This window comes from Streptomyces sp. NPDC042336, assembly GCF_055581985.1.
On the sequence record NZ_JBVJEA010000001.1, the window covers coordinates 259870 to 281443 of the forward strand.

Below are 21574 nucleotides of genomic sequence, written 5' to 3' on the forward strand. Positions count from 1 at the left end.
GCCGGTTCTCCTTAACTACTGGCGCGCAGCCGGCGCGAGATGACGGCGTTGAGGACCCCGATCACGATGAGGATCAGGAACATCGCCCAGGCGATCGCGGAGGCGCGGCCCAGGTGCTGGTTGACCCAGCCCTGCTCGTACAGGTACAGGCCGAGCGTCTGGAACTGGTGCTGGGAGCCGCCCGAGGCGCCCTTGTTCGCGTCGAACAGCAGCGGCTCGCCGAAGACCTGCGAGGCACCGATGGTCGACACGACGACCGTGAACAGGATCGTCGGGCGCAGCGAGGGCAGCGTGACGTGGATGAACTGCCGCCAGCGGCTGGCGCCGTCCAGCGCCGCCGACTCGTACAGGTCCTGCGGGATCGCCTGCATCGCGGCCAGGTAGATCAGGGCGTTGTAACCGGTCCAGCGCCAGATGACGATCGAGGACACGGCGAACTTCGACGCCCACGAGTCGTTCTGCCAGTCGATCTTGTCCAGGCCCACCATGTCGAGGGCCCAGTTGATCATGCCGTAGTCGCGGCCGAAGAGCAGCACGAAGACCAGGGAGGCCGCGGCGATCGACGTCGCGTACGGCGCCAGCATCACGACCCGGTAGAAGGTCGAGGCACGCAGCTTGTAGTTGAGGATGTGCGCGAGGCCCATCGCCATCAGCAGCTGCGGCACCGTGGAGATGATGCCGATCCACAGCGTGTTCTTGGCGGCGTTCCAGAAGAACTCGTCGTCGAAGATCCGGGTGTAGTTGTCCAGACCCGTCCACTTCATGTCGGTGGGCGCGGTCAGCTCCACCGTGTGCAGCGAGGCCCAGCCGGTGTAGATCAGCGGGAACAGGCCGAAGGCGAGGAAGAGCAGGAAGAACGGCGAGACGAACGCGTAGGGGCTCCAGCGCATGTCCCGCTGCCAGCGGCGGGAGAGTTTGGCCCGCCTCTTGCGGTCCGCCTCGGCGGACGCCCTGCCGCCGGGCGGGCGGCCCGGGGCCGCGCCCCCCTTGACGGGGGACGCGGCGGTGTCGTGCCGGGTGGTCATTCCGGTCACTTCTCCAGGTTGTTGTCGATGGTCTTCACGGCGTTCTCCCAGGCGTCCTTGGCGGACTTGCCCTGGGTGACGAGGATGACGCCGTTGTCCGTCAGGCCCTGCTGGACGATCTGGTCCTTCGGGCCGATCACCTGGGTCGGGATCTGCTCGGCGGCCTTGGCGAACAGCTCGCCGATCGGCGCGTCACCGGTCATGTCGTTCTTGCCGCCGGTCACCTGGGGGAGCTTGTACGCGGCGGGCGCGCTCGGGAAGCTGCCCATCTTGGAGAAGAGCTTGGCCTGCTGCTCGGGCGCGGTCAGCCAGGTGACCAGCTTCTGCGCCTCCTTCACGTGCTTGCCGCTCTTGGGCACGCCCAGGAAGGTGCCGCCCCAGTTGCCGGCCTTCGGGGCCTGGGCGACGTCCCACTTGCCGGCGGAGTCCGGCTGGGACTTGGCCTTGATGGTGCCGAGCATCCACGGCGGGCAGGCGACGGTGGCGAACAGGCTGTTGGAGATGGTCTGGTCCCAGGCCGGCTGGAACTGGGTCTGCGACTGCACCAGTCCCTTCTCGGCCGCCTCGGCGGTCAGGTCGAAGGCGTCCTTGACGGCCGGGTTGGTCTTGTAGATGACCTTGCCGGAGGCGTCGTAGAACTTCTCGTCCTCACTGCTGAGGATGGCGTTGATCAGACCGCCGGGGGAGTCCATGAAGTAGGTGTCCTTGCCGGCACCCTTCTTGTACTGCTCGCCGGCCGCGATGAACTTCTTCCAGTCCCCGGCCCACAGCTTGGAGACCTCTTCGCGGTCGGTCGGCAGGCCGGCCTTCTCGAACAGGTCCTTGCGGTAGCAGATGGCCATCGGGCCGATGTCGGTGCCCAGGCCGACGGTGGCGCCGTCCTTGGTGGTGGCCTGCTGCCACTTCCAGTCCAGCCAGTTGCTCTTCTGGACGCCCGCGGCCTTGGACATGTCCTCGAACTTGTCCGCCTGGGTGGCGACGACCTCGGCGATGTTGCCGACCTCGATCGCCTGCACGTCCTGGAGTCCGCTGTTGGTGGTGAGGTGGTTCACCAGGGCGGGGTAGTAGTTCTCGTTCCGCTCGGTGACGTTCTCCTCGATGTTGATGTCCGGGTTGAGCTTCTCGTACTCCTCGTAGAGGCCTGCCTCCTTGAAGCCCATCGTCCCGAACAGGCCAAGGGTGATCGTGGTCTTGCCGCTGCTGTCGCCCGACGACGAGCTGTCCTCGTCGTTCCCGTCGTCGGCACAGCCGGCCAGCAGCCCGGCGCCCAGCGACGCGATGGCCGCCATGACCACCACCTTGCGGGCCGATCCTCTGCGTGCTGCTCGCATTGCGTCCTCCTGTTGCCCTGACGTGCCGACCCCCCGGCCAACTACATGGTTGGACCCGCTGCTTCATGTGTTTCGTTCGTCGCTGCGGCTCGGGCGGGGAACGTGCGGGATGTGTATGTGCCAGGTAGTGTGGGAGCGCTCCCACAAGTGATGTGTTGAAGAGTCGTCGGTCGGGGCGGGGGTGTCAAGGGAGCGGACGCGACGAATTGCGTTCAGTTATCGGCCTGTTAACTGGACGTTGCGAGCGGCACCGGGACACCCCTCGTACGGCGGGGAGGGACCGGAGTCGGTCATTACACCCGACCGGCCTGTTAAATTCCAGGCCAGCCGCAGAGTGCGGGGGTGACGACGGGAGGCGGAGCCGATGGCAAGCCACGGAGTGCGTGGTCGGAGCGGTGGCCGGCCCACCCTCGAAGAGGTGGCGGCACGCGCGGGCGTCGGCCGCGGCACGGTCTCCCGCGTGATCAACGGCTCGCCGCGGGTCAGCGACGCGACCCGGGCGGCCGTCGAGGCGGCGGTCGCGGAGCTGGGTTACGTCCCGAACACGGCGGCCCGCGCGCTGGCGGCCAACCGCACGGACGCGATCGCCCTGGTGGTGCCGGAGCCGGAGACCCGGTTCTTCGCGGAGCCGTACTTCTCGGACATGCTGAAGGGTGTCGGCTCGGAGCTGTCCGACACCGAGATGCAGCTGCTGCTGATCTTCGCGGGCAGTGACCGGGAGCGGGAGCGGCTCGCCCAGTACCTCGCGGCGCACCGGGTGGACGGCGTCCTGCTGGTCTCGGTGCACGCCGACGATCCGCTGCCCGACCTGCTGACCCAGCTGGAGATCCCCGCGGTGATCAGCGGCCCGCGCTCGGCCGCGGAACCGCTGGCGTCCGTGGACTCCGACAACTACGGCGGCGCCCGCTCGGCCGTCGAGCACCTGCTGTCCCGGGGCCGCGGCCGCATAGCCCACATCACCGGTCACCTCGCCGTCTACGGCGCCCAGCGCCGCGTCGACGGCTACCGCGAGGCCCTGCGGGAGGCGGGCCACGAGGTGGACGAGGGGCTGATCGAACCGGGCGACTTCACCGAGGAGGGCGGGCGCCGCGCGATGGCGGAGCTGCTGCGCCGCCACCCCGACGTGGACGCGGTCTTCGCCGCCTCGGACGTGACCGCGGCGGGCGCGAGCCAGGTCCTGCGCGAGGCGGGCCGGCGCATCCCGGACGACGTGGCGCTGGTCGGCTACGACGACTCGGCCATCGCCCGCCACATGGAGCCGCCGCTGACCAGTGTGCGCCAGCCCATCGAGGAGATGGGCCGCGCGATGATCGACCTGCTGCTGACCGAGATCGCCGACCGCCGCCCGGCCGTCTCGCGGGGCCTGGAACGGCACCAGGTGGTGCTGGCGACGGAGCTGGTGGAGCGCAGGTCGTCGTAAAGGCTTGAAGCCGGGGCCCGCTCGGCAGGCCCCGGCGGTGGGGGAGCGGGCCGTAACGAGATCAAGGGCCGACCCGTTTTCACAGGTCAGCCCTTGATCGTTCAGGGTGAGTGACGGGACTTGAACCAGATTTTGTTACACACTTGACCTGCGAAGATGCGGGGATACCGGACAAAGCACCCCCGTTCGATGACGTTCAATGCCGCCTAATGCCGCCGAATGAGGGTCCGTGTTCCCGCGGGAACAGCCCTGCCGAGGAGTGGGCCGGACCTAGTCAGGTGAGTGCAGAGCGTCCTTACCGCGTACCAAACAGCAGCGGCACCCCCGATCTGAGCGGGGGTGCCGCGCGGCCCTGCGCCGACCAGCCTGGGAAGCAGGGTCAGCGAAGGCCGATCTGAGGGGCGCGTCGCCGCGCCCGCCTTATTCAAACATTCGTTCTATTTGAACGGGGAGGACGGGTCCTGTAGGGATCTTCGGCGGGATCGGTGACCGCGCCGGAGGGCGTGGTTCCGCCCGCGGCAGCAGTGTGCACCGGCCCGAATCAAGATCGCAAAAAGCGTACTGCAATACGCAGACGCCAGACCTTGATCACTTCACCGTGTGACGGGTGCGAGACCTGCCCGACGATGACGAGTGGACCCCCGACCGCCTCCGAGCCATCGGGGACCGGGTGCGTGCCGAACGCCGGCGGCAGGGCCTCACACAGGACCAGGTCTGGCAGGCCGCCCGCCTCGACCGGCGCACCGTGCAGAACATCGAGGCCGGCCGCGAGATGAAAGTCGGCACACTGCTCCGGATCGCCTGGGTCCTCGAGATGTCGGGCGCGGATCTCTGGGACTAAGGCGGCCCGCCCCCGACGGGGGTGGCGAGGACGGACCGCGGTCGAGGGGCGCCTCAGGCTCGCGCCTGGACGATGAGGGTGCCGATCGTCCGGTTGCCGGGCGGCGCGGCGAGCACGTCGGCGCTCACGTCGGTGAAGCCGTGCTCCTTCAGTCGCCGCTCCCAGGCGTCGGGCTCGTAGTCCCATCGCTTCACGACGAGCGGGTCCTCGTCGGCGCCGCGCGGGATGTACGAGGCCTGGCAGCCGTAGCAGCCCTGCACCGGCGGTCGCTGGGAGAAGACGAGCCTGCCGCCCGGGCGCAGCCGCTCACGGATCGCGGGCAGCAGCACCGCGGGGTCGGTGAACCAGACGGCGCCGTACACCGAGTACACGGCGTCGAACCCGAGCCGGTCTTCCTCCAGAAACCGAACGGCTTCCACCCGGTGCAGCTCCAGCCCCGGCGCCTGGCCCCACCGATCGCGGGCCGCGACCAGCTGCTGGGGCGAGACGTCCACACCGACGGCGCGCAGGCCGAGCGTGGCGAGGTGCGCGGCGTTGCCGCCCTTCCCGCAGCCAAGGTCCAGGACCCGGCCGCCCGCCGGGGCATCGAGGAGTTCCGCGCCCGGCCCGTGGTCGGGGTACTGGGTCCAGTTGAACCACGTCGTCTCGCCGCGGCTGTTCGTCGGCCGGCGCTCGGGGCGCTGCCGCGAGTAGGTGTCCCAGGCGATCGCCGTGTCTGTCACGTGATGCTCCGCTCCTCGGGCCAGCCGCCCGGCAGCAACGCCGGACGGCTGGAGTCTTGCACGACGGGCGTGTCTGCTACTTCCCCTTGCCGCTGTTCGGGCTGTCGGTGCACCCGGCGTGGCACTGGCTGCAGTCGGCCATGGCCGGCCACAGCTCCTCGTCCACGGTGTACCCGGCGGCCGTGATCGCGGCGAGGGTCCGCGCGCGGGTGGCCTGCGCGCCGCCCGGCATCTCGTCGCCCTCGTCGGTGGGGACGTGGTGGACGAAGCCGCCGGCGACCCGCTCGCGGAACGCGGCGTAGTCGACGGTGTGCAGGATGAACGCGTGCCAGCCGTAGTCGACCAGCTCGCTGGGGGCGAGGGACTGGCCGGGCTGCTGGCCGGAGGCGGCGATGAATGCGGCGGCCTGGCCGACGATGCGGCGCGCGGTCGGCTCGCTGATCTCCGGGTGGTCGATGGTGATGCGGCGGGTGAGCCGGTCGGTCACCTCGGGGTCGACGAGGGTGGCCGGGTCGGTGGTGCCCACGGGACGCTCTAACGCGATGGTCACAATGTCCTCCTGTGGTGGACGTCGCCTCCGGGTGGAGGCGTCTGGCCCGCCCGTTGGTGGGGGGCGGGAGTCTGTCGGCGGCGTGACGGGCCGCAGCCCGACGTGGGCGGGCAGGCGTACACCTCGACGCTGAGATCGTGGGCACCGGAGTGTCCCTCGGCGCGGCCGGCGGACACGCCGCCCCGCAGCGCGAGGGAGTCGCCGCAGAAGACGCAGGCCCATCCGGAGTAGACCGCGCGGGACAGGGAGGCCGCGTCGGGCAAGACCGGGCTCACTGGTCCTGGTCCTCGTAGGGGGTGAGCTTCCAGATCCGGATGCAGTGCACGCAGGCGTAGTGCACCTTGCCGCCGCTGCCTGCCTCGCTGAGCTGGATGCGCTGCACGTTGTCGACAATGTGGTTGTGCCACGAGCAGTAGCCGCCCTTGGTGGGGGTGTCCGCGGTGGCCATCAGAGCGGCCGGTCGGCGAACGGGACCAGGCTGTGGGTGTCGATGCACGGAGGGCAGGCTCGGCGTACGCCGCCGGATCCGGAGCCCTGCTCGTCGACCTGTATGACGCGGACGCCCTCGGCGATGTCCTTGTGCCAGGCGCACCAGCCGATGACCCGCGGTGCACTGTCGCTGTCCTGCGGGGGGTGCGTAGTCTCTGGCATGTCGACTCCATCCAGTCGTCCACACCCGGGAGGCCGCCACGCCTCGCCGGGGTTTCTCTTGGCCCGACGCTAGGAGTGTGATGTGCAGCACTGCCAGCGATGTGCAGTTCTGTGCACGGATTCACGCATCCGGGGCCGATGGCCTGATGGCGCTCTTGACCCGGCGATCCAGGCGGGTGACCGTTGCGCACAGTCCTGCACACAGCGAGCGTCGGAGGCGACCATGTCGTTAACGTTCATCGGCATCGACCCGAACACCGGGGACGAGGAAAGCCCCACAGTCTGGATCGACGAGAAGCGGCAGGAACTCGTGCTGCAGGGATGGCTACCCGACGAGGAGACCATGGCCGAGGCCGCTGCGTTCACGGTGCCCGGTCACGCCGTCGGCATCCCCGACAGCGAGGGTGTCGTCCGGATCCCCGCCAGGATGGTGACGATGATCAGGGAGGCGTGCGATGCGCTCGAACGTGCCGGCGTCGTTCGCTGACCTCCTGGCCGGTGCCACCCGCACCGCCGTTCATCTGGAGATGCGCGACAGCTACGCGGTCGACTACGAGGCCGGCCCCTTCGCGGACTGGCGCGGCGGGTTCCGCCACGACCCGGCCGACCGCACCTCCTGGTGGCGGCCCTGGCTCGACCTGGTCCAGGAGACGGTAGCCCGCGGCGTCACCATCCGCCGGGCGCGCATCGTGTCCGAGCCGGTCACCGAGTACACCCGCTACCTGTACGACACGACCTTCACGAACGTCGCCGCGGGCGAGCTGGTGCGCTGGCTGCCCCGACGGCAGGCGAGCGACATCGCCCTGCCGGGCAACGACTTCTGGCTCTTCGACGACCAGGTGGTGAGGTGGAACCACTTCGACGGCGAAGGCCACAGCCTCGGCCCTGAAGTCACCGACGACCCGGCCGCCGCCAAGCTGTGCGCCACCGCGTTCGAGGAAGTCTGGGCCCGGGCCACCCCGCACGACCAGTACACGATCACCTGACAGCACGCACCGGACAGGCCAGCCCATGCCCATCTCCCCGTCGTCCTCGGCGCAGGCCGCGCGCGAGGTCGTGGCCCAGCGACTGCGAGACATGCGCCGGACCGCAGGGCTGACCATCACTGGGCTGGCCGACCGGTGCGGCTGGCACCACGCCAAGACCTCGAGGATCGAGAACGCCCGTACCGCGCCCACCTCCACGGACATCCGCCTGTGGTGCCGCGCATGCGACGCCCTGGACCAGGTCGACGACCTGATCGCCCAGTCCCTGCACGCCGAGTCCATGTACACCGAATGGCGCACCCAGGTACGCGAAGGCCTCGCAGCCCTACAGGGGCGCGAGCCCCGCCTGTTCCAGGACACCCGGCACTTCCGGGTCTACTCCGGATCCCTCGTCCCCGGCCTCCTGCAGACCGAGGGCTACGCCGCCGGCATCCTCGGCATCAGCGCCCGCTTCCGGGACGTCCCCGTCGACGACAGCGCCGCAGCCGCCCGGGCCAGGGTCGACCGCTCGCAGATCATCCACCAGCCAGGGCGCACCTTCGTCTTCGCCGTCGAGGAAGCAGCGCTCCGATACCAGGTGTGCGACTCGGACGCGATGGCCGCCCAGCTCGGTCACCTCCTCACCGCCGGCGCCCTGCCGCAGGTCTCCCTCGGCATCATCCCCATGGCCACCACCGAGCGGAGGCAGTGGCCGCGCGAGACCTTCCACATGTACGACGACCGGCTCGTCTCCGTCGAGCTGGTCTCCGCCCGCGTGCGGATCACTCAGCCCACCGAGATCAGCCTGTACGCCCGCGCGTTCGAGGAGCTGCGCGGCATGGCCGTGTACGGAGCCGACGCCCGCGCCCTGGTCCTCCGCGCGATCGAAGCCCTGCACTGACCACATGACGAAGCGGCCCCTCCCGCCGAAGCGGGAGGGGCCGAAGCGTTCACGGGTACTGCCGGCGGGACGGGTCCAGGGCCCCGGCGAGCGGGCTCGCCGGTGGCGAGCTCGGCTCCTGGTCCTCGTCGCCTGGTGCACCGTCGCGCATGCAGACGAGGGCGTCCTCGTCCCACTCCGGCGCCTGCAGGCTGTACCCCGTCGGGCACGACGGCCCGGCCGGGCCCCGCTCCCCGGCGGCGCCTTCCGGACCGGCCGGGCCGGGCTCACCCTGCGGACCCGCCGGACCAGCAGGCCCCGCGGGACCAGCCACACCTGCCGGGCCCGGCGAACCCTCGGCGCCCGACTCGCCGTCCACGCCAGCCGCCCCCGTCTCACCGGCCGCCCCGTCCTGCCCGTCGTCTCCGTCGGCGCCGGCCTTGCCCGGCGTACCCGACCGGCCCGGCGGGCCGGACGGCCCGGACTCCCCACGTGGCCCGGGCGGCCCGGTCACCGACGTGCCCGGCTCCCCCTTGTCACCGCGCGGTCCCGCCACCGGCGTACCGCCGAGGTCCTCCACCTGCCGGGCCAGCGCGTCCCGCTCGCCCTGCGCCGACCGCAAGTCGTGCGTGAGAGCCACGACCTGCACGGCCAGCCACGCCAGGAACGCGGCGGACAGCAGGCCGGTGACGGCGATCAGCCACTCGGCCCGCGGCACCGGCCACCGTCGGCGCCTCTTCGTCCTGGTGCTCACCCTGCCACCACCGCCCACACCGCGATCGCCGCCGACAGCAGCGCCATCAGTACCGGGATCACCGCTTGGTACAGGCGCCGCTGCCGCTCGGCCTCGCGTCGGTCCCGCTCCGCCAGCTGGTACTGCTCGAACGCGTCCTCGAGGGAGTCCCGATCCGATCGCACCTGCTGCACATCTGCCTGCAGCTGGGCCAGGCGCTGCTCGAAGTACGTGTTCTGGATCGTGTACACGTCCAAGGACACGACCTTGTCGAGTCGCGAATGTAGCTCCCCGAGGCGGGCCTCGAGCAGCGCCTGCAGCGCGCCGATCTGCCGCCCCAGTTCGCCGTTGGACGGCTCGTCGGCCATCGGTCCTCCGCTCAGCTACCTGCCGGGCCGGCCTTCACCGGACTGGACTTCTCCACCTGCAGCTGAGGGACCGGTGCGGTCACCTCCTTGCGCAGGACCAGGGCGACGGCGCCCTCGACGGCCAGCATCCACAGCGCCTGCAGCTGCGCGTCCAGGTGCAGACCGAACGCCAGGAACAGGGCGAGGACACCCTGCGCCAAGTTGACGATCGAGGCCGCGGCCGCGCCGGTCTTCAGGACGAACGCCGTGACGACAGCGACGATGAGCGAGAGCACCGCCATGACGGCGCCCTGCTGCTCGTCGGTGACGTCCAGCCCGTACGCCGAGGACAGCTTGAGGACGATCGAGATGAACGCCAGTACGTAGACGGGTTCCCTACCGAAGATCTTCATCGGTGGCCTACTTCCAGTAGAGGCCGCGCACGTACGCGGTCGTGATCGTGATCGGCTTCTTGTCCCCGGCCTTGGCCGGGTAGTAGATGACCTCGAGGCGCAGCTTCTCGTTGGCGACGATGCTGCCCTTGTTGTGGAAGTCCGCGAAGGTGGCGCCGTCGGTGGCGGGCCGCTCGCAGATCGGGCCGGTCCAGCGGGAGCCGTCCGGCCGGACGTGGAGGAACCGGCCCTGCAGCGTGGCGCCCGGCGGAAGGTCCGCCTGCACCTGGGCCATCGCGTCGTAGCGGACCGCCCCGGTCAGGAGGTCGGTCTTCTCGACGGACAGCGTCGTCCACTTGCCCGGCTGCAGCTGCCGGTCCTTCGTGTCGTACCAGCCGATGGGGTGCGGCATCTCTTCCTCCTGCTCGGGTGCGTCGGCGCTCCAGCCGGCGGGGTGGGTAAGGCGGGTCTGCACCCGGGCGCGCATCGACGCCATCGTGAAGCCGCGCGGGTCGACCTTCCCGGGCTGCCACTCGAGGTGGCCGATCACCGAGCGCTCGTCCCAGCCGTGGTGCCGGCACACCGCGGCGGCTGCCCGCTCGATCGCCTCGAGCTGGACCTCCGGCCAGGGGTCTTCGCCGTCGCCGAGGTTCTCGCACTCGAAGCCGTAGAAGTGCCGGTTGCCGTCGGTGTTCGCCTCGTTGTCCGGCGGCAGCGCGTGCTCGGCGACCACCGCCTGGAAGACGTCGCCGTCGCCGAGGCCGGCGTGGTTGGCGCGGCCGTACCCGACCAGGTGGACCTTGCCGTCCTTGGTGATGACCCCGTGGCACAACGGCCCCGGCAGGTCGGCGTGGCCCTTGCGACAGAGCTCCACCGTGTGGGTGGAGCCCCGAGTCACGGTGTGGTGGATCATCACCCCGTTGACCGGACCCCAGGGGCCCTTGTGGTTGCGGTTGTGGTCGCGCCAGTCGCCGACCTCGACGACGACCAGGCCCTCGTGACGCAGCGCCTGCAGGAAGCTGCCGGCGCCCATCGGGGTGGCCATCAGACCCGCGCCGGCCAGGTCCAGCGGTACAGGCTGGTCGTGTCCTCCGGGTCGTAGCCGAGCTCGTCGACGTACGTGAGGGAGGTGCGCCACTCCTGTGGGCTGGCGGTGGAGTCCGCGAAGATCCGGACGTTGCTCGTCTCCTCGTCGAATACACGGGTGATGACGGCGGCCGCCGTGTCGCTCCCGTTGTTGGCCGCCGGCGGCATCGGTACGTGGACGATCCGGCCGACGCTGGGCTTCTGGCTGCTGGACATGGGTGTCTCCAGACATGAGGTAAGCCCCGGCCTGGTGGCGCGGGGCGTGCGGGTGATGCGGTGGGCGGGGGTCAGAACAGGGCGAAGAACGCGGCCCTCTTCGCGTTGCCGGCGGGCGGGGTGACGGGCACGGTGTTGAGGTTGTCGAACTCGGCGAAGTCCGTCGTGCCGTTGTTGCGGTGGGTCTCCAGCCGCAGCTCGACGGTCGTCGACGCGGTCACCCAGGCCGGGGTGGCCAGCGTCCTCCTGGTCGTCCACGTCGACCCGTCCGGGCTCGTCGACCAGGTGAGGGTCCCGCCCGCCTCGCTGATCCTCACGTAGGCGTGAGCGACCGGGTCGTAGGTGACCTCCACCGCGGCCCCGTCGTAGTAGTCCACGTTCGACTGGCACCGCAACTTGCCGGTGAACCTGTCGATCTTTGCGCCGATCTCCGTGCCCTCCACGGAGTGGAGCAGGGACATCTGCGCGTACGCCGTGGTGGTGGCACCGCCGAGGACGGGCGGGTAGATCCGCACGTACGCCGAGGACCCGGCCAGCGTGTACGCGGCAGCCGAGACGTACGCCCCGTAATCGGCGTCGCACTGCACCCGGGCCCGGCCACCCGTCTCGGAGTACACGCCGTAGTTCCCGGGCCAGCGCTCGCCGTCCACCACGTTGTCGTCGAAGTCGTCGACCAGCGTCGCGAGGGCCGGCATCAGTACCCCTTGGTGTAGGCGATGACCCGCCAGGCGTTGGCGGCCGCGCTGTAGACGGCGCCGATGAAGTCGGTCTTCGCGGACACGGTGGCGGACAGGGCGGTGATGTCCGACCCGAACACGAACCCGCCCGCCCCGCCGGCGAGGGTGAGGGTGCGGGCGGCACCGGAGGCGACGACCTCCCACATCACCCGCTGGCCGTCGACCGGGTTCGTCGGCGCGCTGAGGGTTCGGTTCCCGGCGATGGTGACCTTGAAGTGGCGGCCGCGGCTGGCGTCGGTGGCGATGGTCGCCCCGTCGGTGAGGGTGATCACCTGGGACGGGGCGTCGATGCCCGGCGGGTGCAGCACGGAGATCGTGCCTGTGCCGGAGCCGACGATGCCCCGGCGGATCGTCGTCCCTGCCGGGTTGGCCGTGCCGCTGACGACGGCGGTGCCGTCCGCGTAGATCCGGGTCCGCTCGATGCTGTTGGGCTGGGACGGAAGCGAGGTGTTGCCGTCGGCGAACAGGACCGTGTTGACGCTGGCGAACAGGAGTCCGCAGCTGAGAATCGCGTTGTTGTAGGTGTTCGCGCCGAAGGTGAATGCGGTCAGTGCCGCGATGCCGGTGCGCAGCTCGACGTAGCTGAGGTTGAAGGAGTTGCCGCCGCCGCGCTGGACGTTGACGAGCTTGTCGAACTGCTCGAGATTGACGTCTTCCCAGTGCGTGTGGTGGACGGGGCCGACACCGCCACCCAGTTCGATGCCGGTGCAGCCGGTGCCGTTGGCGATGGCCTCGACCATGTCGAACTTGATCTGGTTCATCACGCCGTCGGCGGTGGTGGACTCGATCTTGTAGGCGATGCCGTTGTCGCCGACGAGCTCGACGAAGACCCGCTCGATCGTCGAGTCGCCTGGGTTGAAGTCGGCGTGCTCGCTGTAGAACCGGATGCCGTTGCCGACTCCGCCGATCTCGATGTTCTCGAACACGCTGCGGAACGGGCTGCCCATGTTGATGGCCCAGCCGGTGTGCGAACCGTCCCACGGTCCGGTGATCTGCAGGTTCTTGAAGCTGCTGTTCCAGAAGCTGCGGTGTCCGGACGCCGGGCCGTTCGTGGTGGACGAGGTGATGCCGTCCGTCGCCCCGTCCACCGTGATCCCGAAGCTCTCGAACTGGACACGGACGACCTTGGTCAGGTGGATCGCCGCGGCGACCCCAGCCCCGGCCACCAGCTGTGTGGCGCGAGCGCCCTGGCCACGGACGATGATCCCGATCTCCACGTCGACATCATCCGTGCCCTCCACGGACAGCGGGGCGGTGAGGTTGTAGTCGCCGACGGTCAGCTGGATCTCGCCGCCGCCAGCGTCGCGTGCGTCGTCGAGAGCCTGCTGGATCTGGACCTGGTCGGCGATGCCGTCACACACGTACGTCGCTGCCGCCCGCACGTCGGCCGGCGCCGTCGCCGACGCGACGATCCGGGAGATCGACGTGTAACCGCCGCCCCCACCACCGCCGCCGGACCCCGTACCGCGGGCCTCGATCCACACCCGCGTCGACTCCCCGACAGCCGCCCACATCCCCGTCACCGCGTCCGGCCCGGAGAACTCCGGGACGAACCCATTGGAGTCTGCGGTGATCTCCGTGACGGGGGTGCCGGTCGCGTCGAGGAGGTCGGTGTACTGGACGCCGCCGTCGGCCGCATCCCAGAGCGTGATCGCTGCCCCGGGTGCGACACCCCACAAGCCATCGACCGGCTGCACCACGTAGTCGGCCATGCCCGCACCGAACAGGAAGCGCGCCATGTCACACCGCCCAGGAGGTCGTGGTGGAGACGATGAACTCTCCCGGGTCCATCGTCGGGTGCTCCGTCACAGCGATCTGCCCGCCCTTGGGGTCACCCCGGTTGTAGATCGTGAGACGTCCTGCGTCCGCACCGGAGATGTACACCGTGGGGTACTGCCAGCGGCTGTGAGGCTGGCACGCCGACGGGATGACCAGGGGCAGACGGCTCTCCGTCCCCGCCAGCAAGACGCTGTTCCTCCTGAAGGCGCCGAACCTGGCGAGCGCGATGCCGTTACGGATCTCGATGACCGACTCGCCCTGCACGGACCAGCCCGGGGTGGCCAGGACCTGCAGGACGAACTCACCGCTGTCGTAGTAGATGACCCGCCATCCGGAGCCGTCCCACATGATGACCCGGCCCGTGTCGGTCTCCACCCCGAACTCCCCGACCGTCGGCATGGGGTTGCGGGTGGAGGCGGTGCACGGCCGGATCCGCGTCCCGATGAACAGCTCCTCACGCGTCACGCTGACAGCCGCGGCCCCGGCCAGCACCGTGACCCGCGAGACCGGCACCTCGTACACGCCGGTCTCGCCGAGCGTCTGCGAAAGGGCCGGCGCACCAGCACCGGGAGTGCCCGCCTTAACGGCCGCGCGGACGGTCCAGGTGGCGCGGTCCAGGCGCAGCACGACCCGGTCGATGCGGGTGGCGCCGGACGCGTTCGCCCCGACGGGCAGGTTGACCGTGGTGGACCCCGAGTACCAGGCCCTCCCTCGGACGTTGCCGTACACGCCGGCGCGGACGTTGACGGACAGCCCGGCCCCGGCGGTGACGACGGCCGGGTCGGAGGGCCGGCCGTCGATGCCGTCGTCGGAGAAGCGTGCGGCCATCTGCTCGTACTCGGAGTCCGTGACGGCCCGCGCGTTGTAGTCCGGGCTGGGCCAGCTGTTCTGGGCCACAGGCTCTACCTCGTTTCCAGTCGGCCCAGCCGGCGGCCGAGCGTGCGGATCAGCCGCACGACGTGCGGGTCGGTGGTGGCGTCCTGCGAGCCGATGACCGAGGCGACCTCTTCGCCCTCGTCCGGGCTCGCGTGGAGGGTGATGGCGCGGACGACGTCGGTCACCTGCAGGCCGTGCGGCAGGGCGACGGCGACCCGGTCGCCGAGGTCGTAGTCGACGCCGGCCCGCAGGTCTGGGGTGTCGACGGTGACGGTGGCGAGGGAGACCGGGGCCGCGCCGTCGGCGATCTCGCTGGTGCCCGACGCGGTGAGCTCGCCCTTGCTGTCGTCGTCGGCGCCGCCGTCGACGTACTTCTCCACCCGCCACCAGGCGGCGGCCGCCGCGGTGTCGGCGACCTGGACGAAGGTGCGGATGCTGCTGCCCTCGGTCTCGCGTCCGGCGACCAGGGCGTGCGTGGCCTCGGGCGCGGACTGCGAGTACGCGATCCCCCGCAGGTTGCCGAGCCCAGTGGAGAACCGCGCTACCGCAGTGAGGTCGGCGGGGGCGTAGCAGCTGAACTGGATCTGGCTGCCGACCTGCTGGGTGCGGAACCCGATCCCCCCGCCGGTGGTCGCCGCGAGGCGGCATGGGTCCAGGATCGGCTCGAACCGCGTGCGCACCGACGTCGTCGTGCCCACGCCTGCGGCCGCCGTCAGGACGAGGTTCGGGATGCGACGCTCGACCTGTGCGCCGGGCCCGGCGTTCTCGTTGACCAGCGTTCTGATGACCGTCTCGGAGTTGATCGTGTCGAACGACCGCCATGTGTCCCCGTGCTGGCCCGCCCAGGTCAGCGCGGGCTCGGGCCAGGCGATGTGCCCGGCGATCGTGGCCAGGTCGTCGGAGAAGTTGACCGTCACCCGTCCGACGCCGGGTTCCCCGTCGACGGACCACTCGTAATCAGTGGGCCGCTCCATCGGCCCGGCCGTCCAGATGGACCCGTCCCGGATGACCACGAGCCTGTTGCCGGGCTGCAGCTGCGCCATGACCTCCGGGTAGGCCGGCAACACGACCGACCCGGCGGCGGGTTCGTTGAACTTCCGCGTGACGTCGAGGCCAGTCCAGCCGGTGAGTGGGTCGCCCTGGACCGCCAGGTTCTTGTCGGTGATGAGGAGGGTGATGGCCAACGCCCACCCCCTATGCGGTCTCGTAGCGGGGGTTGAACGTCAGGTCGACCGCCGAGCCGGGGCCGCTGCCGGTGAGCACGAACGACACCTGGTTGTCGCCGGGGGCCAGGCCCCAGAGCGCGGCCGTCGGCCAGTCGAGCGCACCGATCCACTGGGCACCGTCGAGGGAGCCGTCCTGGTAGCGGACCTGCGGCGGCTGGGTGCGGATCACGACCTGCTCACCGGCCAACAGATTCCCGTGCCCGACCGCCGTCGGGTCCAGGGTGAAGGCCTCGGTCACCGTCTGCCCGGTGCGCAGCTGGCGGGTGACGGTGAAGGTGATCTCGCTGGCGGGGCCGGTGACTACCCAGGTCGGCCACACCACCGTGTCGCTGGGGTTGGTGATGGTGGTGTCGCCGAGGACCTGCGACGAGGACACCGTGGGGTACGGGTCCTGGAAGTCGGCGGGCTCGCCGGTCTCGCGGTGGACGGTGACGGGGACGGGGTCGATCCAGTACGGGTCCTCGCACAGCAGCTGCAGCACCGACGCGTCGGCGTCCCGCCCCCAGCCCTGCTTGTTCTCTCCCTCGAACCCGTCGACGTAGACCACTTGGATCTGCCGGCGGGTGCCGTCCGGCCGGGCGATCTCGAGGATGCCCGGCCCCTCGTCCTCCCGCAGGGTGCGGGTGAACGCCGTCGCCAGCGCCCGCCACCGCTCCACCAGCTCGAGGTGGTCGCCACCCTGCACGAATAGGGGCCAGACGATCGTCCGGTCCTGCGCCTGGGCGTGCCGGACTCTGGTACCGCCGCGGGGCTGGGCGTCCTTGGTGAGCTCGTACTTCACGGCACCGAGCCCGGACACCCCCTCAGCCAAGGTGAACCAGCCGGCGTCCCAGTCGGTGAGCGGCCACACCTTCCCGGTGGGGTCGGTGTACTGGGCGGTCGCGTAGCCGATCTCCGGGAGCGGGACCGGAGTCCCGCCCGGCGGTCCAGTCTCCGGCGGGGTGACGACGGGGGTCGTGATGATCGGCATCTAGCGTGGCCTCCCCACCCTGGCCCGGGCCTCCTGGACCCGCTGCACGCGCTCGAGGTCGGCCACCGTGAAGTCGGCTGTGCGGGCGTTGATGGTGATGGACCCGGCGCCCTGTGCGGCGGCGACGCCGACGGCGGCCGCGCCCTCGAGGGAGCGCAGCTGCCCCGGGGTGAACACGGCCTCCGGCGTGGTGAGCCCGTTGAAGCCGAGGCCGCCCGGGGGGAGCCAGCCGCCGTCGTCGTACTTGCCGGGCTGGAAGCCGTACCAGTCGGTGAACAGCCGGTCGCGGTAGCCGCGGGCGCCCTTGCCGATGACCACGCCGTCGCCGCCGCGTGACTCCACGTTGACGCCGGCGATCGTGCCGGCTGTGTGGCCGACGCCCGCGTTGGTGATGCCGATGCGGTAGGGGCTGGCACCGTGCAGGACCCACCCGGGCGGGGCGGTCTTCCCGTGGAAGCTGCCCGTCGCCCAGCGGCGGTGTGGCTTCTGGCCGCGGATCACCGACTCGATCGCGCTCACCAGACCCGAGCAGTCCCACGACGGGTTGCCGTTGCCGCCCCACTGGTAGGGCAGGCCGTCCTGTGTCTCCGCCCACTTCAGGCCGGCCTGGATACGCGGCCCGCCGATACCGCCGGCGCCCTTGTCGTCGGCCTCCTTGCTGTAGCCGAATAGCGCGTCCACGATCTTCGTCGGGATGCGGCGTATGGCCTGCCCGAACTTGGTGTCCATGCCGGGGAAGCTCCGCAGCAGGGGGTCGACCACGTGCTTGACGCCCGCCCGCGCGGACCGCTCGAGCGTGTCACCCAGCCAGGAGGCACCCGATTTGACGAGGTTCCAGGCCTTGCTGCCCGCGCCGACCGCGGCTTTCGCGGTGTCCTTGATCCAGCCGAAGACGCCACCGTCCGCGAAGCGGAAGGTGCCGCCGGAGGCGTAGCGCAGGGACCGGTCCGTCGGCGTACGGGGGTTGCCGCCGAGGACGGGCGCCAGGGCCTCCCGTACCTTCGCGGCCCCGCCCGACTTGGCCAGGTAGTTCATGGTCGACACGAAGCCGGAGCCCACGGCGCGCGTGAACTCGGGCCGGAAGATGGACTCTCCGCCGCTCATCTCGAGGGCCATGCCGGACGGCGAGTAGAACTTGTGCGGGTCACGGCCCGGGGTGTAGCCGGGCAGCACGTCGTACACGCCACCGCGAGCGAAGCCCTTGGGGTGGAACTCCTTCAGTTCCGGCGCCCCGAACGCCTTCGCGATCTTGTTCCAGACGCCGACGACCCCGCGGTTGTACACGGTGTTGATCACGAAGCTGATCGGCGCCTTCGCGATCTCCTTCAGCTTGTCCCACGCCGTCTTGATCCCATCGCGGGCGGCCTCGAAGGCATCGACCAGCTTATCCTTCAGCTGGGTTCCCCAGCCGGGGATGGTCTTGGTGAAGAAGTCCCTGATCGGCCAGACGACCCACGACTTCAAGTTCTTCCACGCAGTGTTCGCCCCGTCACGCAGGCCGTTCCAGGCACCGGTGACCTTGCTCTTCAGCTGGCCCGCCCAGCCGGGGATGGTCTTCGTGAAGAAGTCGCGGACGGGGTACAAGACCCAGCTCTTGATCTGGGTCCAGGCTGTGGAGATGGCCTGCTTAATCCCGTTCCAGACCGGGATGATGACCTTGTCCTTCAGGTTCCTGAAGGCCGGGCCCAGCTTGGTGGTGACCCAGGTGATGAGGCCGGCGATCCCGGAGACGAGTCCGGCCACCCAGCCGATCACCGTAGACAGCGCCCCGGCCAGAGCTCCGATCAGGAACCCCGCGAACTGCAGCAGCGGCGGCAGCAGCCACGACAGGACCTTGACCGCGAGCTCGACGACCAGGCCGACAAGCTGCACGAGCGGCGGCACCAGCGGCAGCAGCGCGATCGTGAGGTCGATGCCGGCCTGGACCAGGTCGAGGATCGCGGGCAGCAGCTGCATGATGACGCCGGCGCCCATCTCCAGGACCATCCCGACGAGCTGACCGAACAGCGGAATGATCGGGACGACCGCCTGCACGAGGATGAGCAGCGCATCGGTGAGCGGCGGCAACGCCTCAGCGAGCAGCCCCACGAACATCCCGACGAGCTCGCCGAGGAGCGGGGCGATGTCGGCGATGATCGGGGCGAGCTGCGCAGCCAGCGACCCGACCAGCTCGGCGATCGGCTGCACCAGGGCGACGACCGCTTCCGTGATCCCGACGAAAGCATCCGCCAGCACGGGCAGGACGGGGACCAGCGCGTTGAGGACCTCGGTGACCAGCTGCACGCCGACCGGGATGAGCGGCGTCAGCCCCTCCACCAGAGAGCCCGCGGCCTCGGCGATCCCGACGAACGCCGGCAGCATCTGCAGCAGCGCCCCGCCGAGCGTCTCGAGGGCATCCCGGATCACGGGCAGCAGCGGCTGCAGCGCGGCGAAGACTGCCTCGACGAGCTGCATGCCCGTGTCGATGAGCGGCTCCAGCACCGGCATCAGCTGGGACACCGCCGTGGTCAGGACACCGGCGAGGAGCTCGGCGACCTGCCCGATCAGCTGGACCAGCGGGGCCAGCATCGGCTCCAGCGCCTGGAAGACCTGAGTGACCGCCTGCCCGATCACCTGCAGGACCGGCGTCAGGGCCGTCACAACCTGGGTCAGCGGCCCGATCAGCACGTTGACCAGGTCCGTGATCACAGTGACGATCGGCGTGAGCGCCGGCGCCAGGGCGCTGATCACTCCGGCGATCAGGTCAGCGATCGGCTGCAGCAGCGGCGTCACCGCCTGGACCAGCTGCACGATCGCCGCACCGACCGTGACGAGGACCGGGCCGAGCGACTGGATCACCGGCAGCAGCGCGGCGCCCAGCGCCTGGGTGACCTGGATCAGGACAGGGCCGAGGACCTGGGCGAGCTGGGCGACCGGTGCGGCGATCGCATCGAGCAGGGGCACGGCGGCCTGCACGACCGCCCCGATGACCGGGACGATCGCGGAGACAATCTGCGAGACCGACGTGAACAGGCTCCGGAGCTGGGCCTGCATCTCGTCGGTGGCGAGGACCTTGCGGAGCTCGCCGAACACGGCGCCGAGCGCGCCGACGATCTCACCGCCCGCATCCGAGGCGGCCTTGAAGATCTGGCTCACCGTCCCCAGCACGTTACCGAGGAGAGTGCCGAACTGAGAGATGATCTCGAACGCGCTGGATATCGCCTGCTCGAGGCCGCCCGACGCGAAGCTCTTCGCGATCCCGTCCGAGAAGCTGGTGAGGGCGCCGGCCATCTGCTGCGACAGCGCGTTGAACGCCGGCTGCGCCGCCACCGACAGCTGGCCCAGCGCGGTGACGATCTGCCCCGGGGCCTTGGCGAAAGCGGCCAGGTTGTCCCTGGCCCCGGCCAGGATCTGGTCGAGCAGCCCGGTCTTGGCCATCTCCGTGATGGCGCCAGCGGCGTTCTTCGCCATCTGGTTCCACACGCCGGCGATGTCGACGAGGCCGCGCTTCAGCACTGGGATCGTGGCCCGGCCGAGCGTGGTCACCGTCTGGTCCAGGCCCTCGAACAGGCGGTTCTGGACGGCGAGTTTCATGTCCCGCCAGGCAGGAGCCAGCCCCTGCACCGCCCGCACAAAGCTCTGCGCGTTCGGCGCAAGCTTCGCCATCGCCTGGTCGAAGGCGGAGGCCTGACCGGCCGCCGCCTGCTGCGCATCCGCGACCGCCGCCGCGGCGTCCGCCACCGCCCGCTGCGCATCCGCGATCTGCTGCGCACCATCACGGCGCGCCTCGTCCACCCCACGCTGCGCCTCGCCGAGCGCCCGCTGCGCGTCCGCGATGTCCTGCGCCGCGTCGACCTCCGTACGGCGCTGTTCCTCGCGGGCCTGGGCCAGGGCCCGGGTCCGGTCCTCCACCTCGCGCTGCGCGTCGGCGATCCGCTCCTGCGCCTTCTGGACCTTGTCGGATCCCTCGACGCCCGCCTTGTTGGCCTTTGCCGCGTCCTCGCCGAGCTGCTTCGTCTCCAGGCGCTGGTTCTCGACGGCCTGCGCTGCCTGGTCGTAGGCGAGCTGCAGCTTGGCGATGTCCTCGGGCCGGTTGCCCGGCTTGGCCTGCGCCGCACGGAGAGCCTTCTCGGCGTCGGCCATCGCGATGACGGCCTCGCGCTCTTCCAGGCGGGAGTTGGCGAGCTTGTTGTTGAGGTCCTCGATCTCCCGCGCCGCGTCCTTACGCGCCTCGGTCAGATCTGCCTGGACCTTCCGCGCGTCCTCCTGCGACTCGGCCAGCTCTCGGACCGCGTCGGTGACCTTCCGCTTCGCGTCCTCCTGCTGCCGCGCCGCGTCGGCGACCGTGCGGGTGAGGTTCCGCTCGGCGTCTTCCACCTGCCGCAGCGCGTCCTGGATTCGCTCCGCCGCCTGCACGCGGGCATCTGCCAGCGACCGCTGGGCGTTGGCCAGCCCGCGCTGCGCCGCCTCCACCGCGCGGGTGGACGAGGCGGCAGAGGACGCCTGCGCGGAGGTGTCGGCGAACCCGGCCTTGAAGGCGTCGCCGACCCCGGACAGGCCGAGCTTGAGGGCGCCGGCCGCGGCCCCGGCCGTGGTGAGGGCCGGGGCCAGCAGCGCCGCGCCGGCCGCCGCGGCGTTCAGGTTCGCGGCGACGGCGACACCGGCGAGCGCGCCGATGCCCTTGAGGCCGACGCCGAACGCCTTGGAGAAGGCACCCGCGCCAGCCTTGCCCGCGCTGCTGGCACGGGAGTTGACCGACCGGTTCCAGTCGCCCTGGAACTCCGGCCGGATGGCCACGTAGCCGCGTCCGACGAGGACACCACCGGGACCCGCCACCACCCACCTCCG

General features: G+C 70.5%; 22 protein-coding genes. 5 read left to right on the forward strand and 17 right to left on the reverse strand.

Annotation, left to right across the window (positions count from 1 at the left end; all coding sequences use genetic code 11):
* Positions 1-11: 11 nt before the first annotated feature.
* Together ACZ6IM_RS01205 and ACZ6IM_RS01210 are read right to left on the reverse strand one after the other, a co-directional pair.
* Positions 12-1025 carry a carbohydrate ABC transporter permease gene (locus ACZ6IM_RS01205; RefSeq protein WP_052838009.1) on the reverse strand — a complete coding sequence of 338 codons (1014 nt, stop codon included), beginning with the start codon at positions 1023-1025 and terminating at the stop codon, positions 12-14.
* A gap of 5 nt (positions 1026-1030) precedes the next feature.
* On the reverse strand, positions 1031-2356 hold the full coding sequence (locus ACZ6IM_RS01210) for an ABC transporter substrate-binding protein (protein WP_469553636.1): 1326 nt from the start codon (positions 2354-2356) through the stop codon (positions 1031-1033).
* A 364-nt stretch (positions 2357-2720) separates the two neighbouring features.
* Here ACZ6IM_RS01210 and ACZ6IM_RS01215 point away from each other — a divergent pair, with 364 nt between their 5' ends.
* Positions 2721-3776 (forward strand): LacI family DNA-binding transcriptional regulator, encoded by a 1056-nt coding sequence (locus ACZ6IM_RS01215; protein ID WP_052838011.1) that lies wholly within the window; start codon positions 2721-2723, stop codon positions 3774-3776.
* Positions 3777-4383: 607 nt separating this feature from the next.
* Positions 4384-4617, forward strand: a complete 234-nt coding sequence (locus ACZ6IM_RS01220; protein ID WP_469553638.1) for a helix-turn-helix transcriptional regulator — start codon at positions 4384-4386, stop codon at positions 4615-4617.
* Between the two features lie 53 nt (positions 4618-4670).
* Here ACZ6IM_RS01220 and ACZ6IM_RS01225 read toward each other — a convergent pair whose 3' ends face one another.
* The 4 genes from ACZ6IM_RS01225 to ACZ6IM_RS01240 all read right to left on the reverse strand — a co-directional run bounded on the left by ACZ6IM_RS01225 (position 4671) and on the right by ACZ6IM_RS01240 (position 6540).
* A complete protein-coding gene (locus tag ACZ6IM_RS01225; RefSeq protein WP_469553640.1) occupies positions 4671-5339 on the reverse strand; it encodes a class I SAM-dependent methyltransferase in 669 nt (222 codons plus the stop codon).
* 76 nt (positions 5340-5415) lie between these two features.
* Positions 5416-5889, reverse strand: coding sequence for a glycine-rich domain-containing protein (locus tag ACZ6IM_RS01230; protein WP_469553642.1), 474 nt, complete (start codon positions 5887-5889; stop codon positions 5416-5418).
* A 271-nt stretch (positions 5890-6160) separates the two neighbouring features.
* Entirely contained in the window at positions 6161-6337 is a 177-nt protein-coding gene (locus ACZ6IM_RS01235) for a hypothetical protein (protein ID WP_469553644.1), read from the reverse strand.
* Positions 6337-6540 carry a hypothetical protein gene (locus ACZ6IM_RS01240; RefSeq protein WP_469553646.1) on the reverse strand — a complete coding sequence of 68 codons (204 nt, stop codon included), beginning with the start codon at positions 6538-6540 and terminating at the stop codon, positions 6337-6339. The genes ACZ6IM_RS01235 and ACZ6IM_RS01240 overlap by 1 nt, the downstream gene beginning before the upstream one ends.
* Before the next feature lie 223 nt (positions 6541-6763).
* Here ACZ6IM_RS01240 and ACZ6IM_RS01245 point away from each other — a divergent pair, with 223 nt between their 5' ends.
* The 3 genes from ACZ6IM_RS01245 to ACZ6IM_RS01255 are packed head-to-tail and all read left to right on the forward strand — an operon-like array spanning position 6764 to position 8406.
* Positions 6764-7027, forward strand: a complete 264-nt coding sequence (locus ACZ6IM_RS01245; RefSeq protein WP_469553648.1) for a hypothetical protein — start codon at positions 6764-6766, stop codon at positions 7025-7027.
* The gene (locus ACZ6IM_RS01250; protein WP_469553650.1) at positions 6996-7526 is read left to right on the forward strand and encodes a DUF6879 family protein; all 531 of its coding nucleotides are present in this window, start codon (positions 6996-6998) and stop codon (positions 7524-7526) included. The genes ACZ6IM_RS01245 and ACZ6IM_RS01250 overlap by 32 nt, the downstream gene beginning before the upstream one ends.
* A gap of 25 nt (positions 7527-7551) precedes the next feature.
* Positions 7552-8406, forward strand: a complete 855-nt coding sequence (locus tag ACZ6IM_RS01255) for a Scr1 family TA system antitoxin-like transcriptional regulator (protein WP_469553652.1) — start codon at positions 7552-7554, stop codon at positions 8404-8406.
* Between the two features lie 49 nt (positions 8407-8455).
* Here ACZ6IM_RS01255 and ACZ6IM_RS01260 read toward each other — a convergent pair whose 3' ends face one another.
* The 11 genes from ACZ6IM_RS01260 to ACZ6IM_RS01310 all read right to left on the reverse strand — a co-directional run bounded on the left by ACZ6IM_RS01260 (position 8456) and on the right by ACZ6IM_RS01310 (position 21562).
* A complete protein-coding gene (locus ACZ6IM_RS01260) occupies positions 8456-9139 on the reverse strand; it encodes a collagen-like protein (protein WP_469553654.1) in 684 nt (227 codons plus the stop codon).
* The gene (locus ACZ6IM_RS01265; RefSeq protein WP_355161770.1) at positions 9136-9486 is read right to left on the reverse strand and encodes a hypothetical protein; all 351 of its coding nucleotides are present in this window, start codon (positions 9484-9486) and stop codon (positions 9136-9138) included. Before ACZ6IM_RS01265 ends, ACZ6IM_RS01260 begins: the two co-directional genes overlap by 4 nt.
* Positions 9487-9497: 11 nt before the next feature.
* Positions 9498-9878 (reverse strand): hypothetical protein, encoded by a 381-nt coding sequence (locus ACZ6IM_RS01270; protein WP_469553656.1) that lies wholly within the window; start codon positions 9876-9878, stop codon positions 9498-9500.
* A gap of 7 nt (positions 9879-9885) precedes the next feature.
* Positions 9886-10902, reverse strand: coding sequence for an N-acetylmuramoyl-L-alanine amidase (locus ACZ6IM_RS01275; RefSeq protein WP_469553658.1), 1017 nt, complete (start codon positions 10900-10902; stop codon positions 9886-9888).
* Positions 10902-11159 (reverse strand): hypothetical protein, encoded by a 258-nt coding sequence (locus ACZ6IM_RS01280; protein WP_469553660.1) that lies wholly within the window; start codon positions 11157-11159, stop codon positions 10902-10904. Before ACZ6IM_RS01280 ends, ACZ6IM_RS01275 begins: the two co-directional genes overlap by 1 nt.
* A gap of 71 nt (positions 11160-11230) precedes the next feature.
* Positions 11231-11854: a hypothetical protein gene (locus ACZ6IM_RS01285; protein ID WP_469553662.1), complete on the reverse strand. Its 624-nt coding sequence runs from the start codon at positions 11852-11854 to the stop codon at positions 11231-11233.
* Entirely contained in the window at positions 11854-13635 is a 1782-nt protein-coding gene (locus tag ACZ6IM_RS01290; RefSeq protein ID WP_469553663.1) for a hypothetical protein, read from the reverse strand. The genes ACZ6IM_RS01285 and ACZ6IM_RS01290 overlap by 1 nt, the downstream gene beginning before the upstream one ends.
* A gap of 1 nt (position 13636) precedes the next feature.
* The gene (locus ACZ6IM_RS01295; protein ID WP_469553665.1) at positions 13637-14572 is read right to left on the reverse strand and encodes a hypothetical protein; all 936 of its coding nucleotides are present in this window, start codon (positions 14570-14572) and stop codon (positions 13637-13639) included.
* A gap of 5 nt (positions 14573-14577) precedes the next feature.
* Complete coding sequence (locus ACZ6IM_RS01300) at positions 14578-15735, reverse strand: siphovirus ReqiPepy6 Gp37-like family protein (RefSeq protein ID WP_469553667.1); 1158 nt, start codon at positions 15733-15735, stop codon at positions 14578-14580.
* A 10-nt stretch (positions 15736-15745) separates the two neighbouring features.
* Complete coding sequence (locus ACZ6IM_RS01305; protein WP_469553669.1) at positions 15746-16747, reverse strand: phage tail family protein; 1002 nt, start codon at positions 16745-16747, stop codon at positions 15746-15748.
* Positions 16748-21562 (reverse strand): hypothetical protein, encoded by a 4815-nt coding sequence (locus ACZ6IM_RS01310; RefSeq protein ID WP_469553671.1) that lies wholly within the window; start codon positions 21560-21562, stop codon positions 16748-16750. It abuts the gene before it with no gap.
* Positions 21563-21574 lie beyond the last annotated feature (12 nt).

Excerpts from the sequence above, each read along its gene's own strand:
- ACZ6IM_RS01205 (WP_052838009.1), bottom strand. The coding sequence starts at position 1,025 with ATGACCACCCGGCACGACACCGCCGCGTCCCCCGTCAAGGGGGGCGCG.
- ACZ6IM_RS01210 (WP_469553636.1), bottom strand. The coding sequence starts at position 2,356 with ATGCGAGCAGCACGCAGAGGATCGGCCCGCAAGGTGGTGGTCATGGCG.
- ACZ6IM_RS01215 (WP_052838011.1), top strand. The coding sequence starts at position 2,721 with ATGGCAAGCCACGGAGTGCGTGGTCGGAGCGGTGGCCGGCCCACCCTC.
- ACZ6IM_RS01235 (WP_469553644.1), bottom strand. The coding sequence starts at position 6,337 with ATGGCCACCGCGGACACCCCCACCAAGGGCGGCTACTGCTCGTGGCAC.
- ACZ6IM_RS01240 (WP_469553646.1), bottom strand. The coding sequence starts at position 6,540 with ATGCCAGAGACTACGCACCCCCCGCAGGACAGCGACAGTGCACCGCGG.
- ACZ6IM_RS01245 (WP_469553648.1), top strand. The coding sequence starts at position 6,764 with ATGTCGTTAACGTTCATCGGCATCGACCCGAACACCGGGGACGAGGAA.
- ACZ6IM_RS01250 (WP_469553650.1), top strand. The coding sequence starts at position 6,996 with ATGCGCTCGAACGTGCCGGCGTCGTTCGCTGACCTCCTGGCCGGTGCC.
- ACZ6IM_RS01255 (WP_469553652.1), top strand. The coding sequence starts at position 7,552 with ATGCCCATCTCCCCGTCGTCCTCGGCGCAGGCCGCGCGCGAGGTCGTG.
- ACZ6IM_RS01265 (WP_355161770.1), bottom strand. The coding sequence starts at position 9,486 with ATGGCCGACGAGCCGTCCAACGGCGAACTGGGGCGGCAGATCGGCGCG.
- ACZ6IM_RS01270 (WP_469553656.1), bottom strand. The coding sequence starts at position 9,878 with ATGAAGATCTTCGGTAGGGAACCCGTCTACGTACTGGCGTTCATCTCG.
- ACZ6IM_RS01275 (WP_469553658.1), bottom strand. The coding sequence starts at position 10,902 with ATGGCCACCCCGATGGGCGCCGGCAGCTTCCTGCAGGCGCTGCGTCAC.
- ACZ6IM_RS01280 (WP_469553660.1), bottom strand. The coding sequence starts at position 11,159 with ATGTCCAGCAGCCAGAAGCCCAGCGTCGGCCGGATCGTCCACGTACCG.
- ACZ6IM_RS01285 (WP_469553662.1), bottom strand. The coding sequence starts at position 11,854 with ATGCCGGCCCTCGCGACGCTGGTCGACGACTTCGACGACAACGTGGTG.
- ACZ6IM_RS01290 (WP_469553663.1), bottom strand. The coding sequence starts at position 13,635 with ATGGCGCGCTTCCTGTTCGGTGCGGGCATGGCCGACTACGTGGTGCAG.
- ACZ6IM_RS01305 (WP_469553669.1), bottom strand. The coding sequence starts at position 16,747 with ATGCCGATCATCACGACCCCCGTCGTCACCCCGCCGGAGACTGGACCG.